The 3,121-nt window shown below is 35.8% G+C and carries 2 protein-coding genes; both read left to right on the forward strand.

Going from position 1 to position 3,121, the window contains the following annotated elements; all coding sequences use genetic code 11:
- Positions 1–297 precede the first annotated feature (297 nt).
- Positions 298–1,683 (forward strand): phosphoglucosamine mutase, encoded by a 1,386-nt coding sequence (gene glmM, locus ACFOUY_RS09085; protein ID WP_378960190.1) that lies wholly within the window; start codon positions 298–300, stop codon positions 1,681–1,683.
- A 144-nt stretch (positions 1,684–1,827) separates the two neighbouring features.
- Entirely contained in the window at positions 1,828–2,976 is a 1,149-nt protein-coding gene (locus ACFOUY_RS09090) for a cysteine desulfurase family protein (protein WP_378960191.1), read from the forward strand.
- Positions 2,977–3,121 lie beyond the last annotated feature (145 nt).

Genomic DNA, 3,121 nt, shown 5'->3' on the forward strand with positions numbered 1-3,121 from the left:
AACAAATCAAAGGAATAAGGATAAGTTCAGAGCCAGAGTGAAACCTAAAGTAACTAAAAATCAAAAAGATGCAATATAAAAATCCTTAACTTAATGACATTGGGGCTGATGTAGCCGAAAATACAGTGTAATTTGCTTTCTTCAAATTATTTATATCAAACGATTGATAAGATATTTCTACTAAGTATATCGTATAAATAGATATAAAAACAATGTAAATTAAGTTTCTAAATCGCTCTTAACTGCAAGCAATCTTGTTTTTTTTCTTATTTTTGAAGTCAATATAAATTACGATAAGTGACTTTAATAAAATCGATTTCGGGAATAAGAGGAACTATTGGTGGACAAGCTGGAAATGGCTTAACTCCGATAGATATAGTAAAATTTACAGCTGCTTTTGGTAGCTGGGTTGTTCAAAAAACAGGTAACAAAAGAATAGTTTTAGGTCGCGACGCTCGTATTTCGGGCGAAATGGTTAATAATTTAGTTATTGGAACTTTGCAAGGTTTGGGTATTGAGGTTATAGATTTAGGTTTATCGACCACACCAACCGTTGAAGTTGCTGTTCCGGATGAAAGTGCCGGAGGTGGTATTATTTTAACGGCAAGCCATAATCCAAAACAGTGGAATGCTTTAAAATTGCTAAACGCAGATGGCGAATTTATTAGCGATTTAGATGGTAAAGAGGTTTTAGATTTAGCTGAAAGTGCTACTTTCGAATTTGCTGATGTGGATAAATTGGGTAAAGTAATTAAAAACGATACTTACCTGCAAAAACATATCGATAAAGTTTTAGCATTGCCTTTGGTTGATGTTGAAGCAATTAAAAAGGCTGACTTTAAAGTTGTTATTGATTGCGTAAACTCAACTGGTGGGATTTTTATTCCGGCGCTTTTAAAGGCTTTAGGTGTAACCAGAGTTATTGAGTTGTATTGTGAACCAAATGGTCACTTCCCACACAACCCTGAACCACTTCCAGAGAATTTAACGGAAATATCTAAAGAAGTGCAAAAGCAAAATGCAGATTTAGGTATTGTTGTAGACCCAGATGTTGATCGTTTGTGTTTCGTAAACGAAGATGGTAGCATGTTTGGCGAAGAATATACTTTGGTTGCCGTTGCTGATTATGTATTGAAAAATACGCCAGGAAACACGGTTTCTAATCTTTCATCTACCCGTGCTTTACGCGATGTTACTGAAAAAGCTGGTTCAGAATACAATGCGTCGGCCGTGGGAGAGGTGAATGTGGTTAATAAAATGAAGGAAACGAATGCTATTATCGGTGGCGAAGGAAATGGTGGAATTATCTATCCTGCATCGCACTACGGTAGAGATGCTTTGGTTGGAATTGCTTTGTTTTTAACGCATCTTGCCAAGTTTGGTAAATCAATTTCTGTTTTAAGAAGTAGCTACCCTCAATATTATATCTCTAAAAACAAGATTACGTTAACGCCAGAAATGGATATCGATAAATTGTTGAAGCAGGTTGAAGAAAAATATAAAAACCAGCCTTATAGTACAATTGATGGTCTAAAAATCGAATTCGATAAAACATGGGTGCATTTACGTCGCTCTAACACAGAGCCAATTATCCGTATTTACAGTGAGGCCGAAAACGAAACCATTGCAGAGAATTTGGCCAACAAAATTATATCTGATATAAAAGAAATACTTCACCTTTAATTTAAGGATGTTACTGGTTTAATGAATGAAATCACCTTTGATGGTGCAATAATATAATATGAAACCATCATGATTTTGCCAACCACAAACACCAATGAATAAAATCATGATAGCTTCATGACCATTGAAAATAATTTTATACATATGAAAAAGGTTTATTTAGATAACGCGGCTACCACGCCATTGGATAAGGAAGTAATTGCAGAAATGACTAACGTGATGGAGAACTATTTCGGTAATCCATCTGCCATTCATGCGCTTGGTCGTGAGGTTAGAACTTTGGTAGAGAAAGCCCGTAAAACTGTTTCAGGCTTGTTAAATGCGTCTCCATCTGAAGTGTTTTTTACTTCAGGAGGTACTGAGGCCGATAATACCGCAATTCGTTGTGGTATTGCTGCTTACGGAATTAAACATGCCATTACTTCTAAAATCGAGCACCACGCCGTTGAACATACTTTAAATACAATGCTTAAAAATGGCGAAATCGATAAATTAAGCTTTGTTAATATTGATGGAAAAGGTAACGTAGATTACGCTCATTTAGAAGAGCTCCTTCAAAATAACGAGCGTACTTTTGTATCGTTAATGCATGCTAATAACGAATTAGGAACGCTTACCGATATGATTAAAGTTGGCGATATCTGCGAGAAATACAATGCGATTTATCATGCAGATACCGTTCAAACCATGGGGCATTATCGTCACAACGTTCGCGAGTTGAAAGCACATTTTATTGTTTGCGCAGCACATAAATTACACGGACCAAAAGGTGTTGGTTTTTTATATGTAAACAGTAATGTTAAAATTCCACCGATGATTTATGGTGGCGCACAAGAGCGTAACATGCGTGGTGGCACCGAAAATGTTTATGGCATTGTTGGTTTGGCAAAGGCTTTAGAAATTGCTTATGCCGAAATGGAGCAACATCAAACTTACATTCAGGGTTTAAAAGATTATTTAAAAGAACAGTTAATTGCAGAAGTTCCGGGTATTGGTTTTAACGGTGAAACCGATGCTGATAAGAGCCTTTATACTGTGTTAAACGTGTCTTTCCCAGAAATGGACATGGGAGATATGTTATTGTTTAATTTAGATATTAATGGCATCTGTGCATCTGGTGGTAGCGCTTGTTCATCAGGCTCTAACATTGGTTCGCATGTTTTAAACGGAATTAATGCCGATCCAAATCGTCCATCAGTTCGTTTTTCTTTTAGCAAATACACTACAAAAGAAGAATTAGATTACGTAATCGAAAAAGTTAAAATGGTGGTTAAGCAAAACGCCTTAGCTTAAAAAAATAGTTACTTATAACAAAAAAAGTCCCGATTTTCATGAGGGCACTGAAAAAGTCCACCCATAAAATTGTTTAAAAAAGGGAGTTAGAAACTATGTTTTCTGCTCCCTTTTTTGTATTTTAATGGTGTATTAAAACACTCTT

Source organism: Pedobacter jamesrossensis (assembly GCF_042650905.1).
GTDB classification, from domain to species: Bacteria; Bacteroidota; Bacteroidia; order Sphingobacteriales; family Sphingobacteriaceae; genus Pedobacter; species Pedobacter jamesrossensis.

Coding starts and splice junctions, on each gene's coding strand:
- ACFOUY_RS09090 (WP_378960191.1), top strand. CDS start 1,828: ATGAAAAAGGTTTATTTAGATAACGCGGCTACCACGCCATTGGATAAG.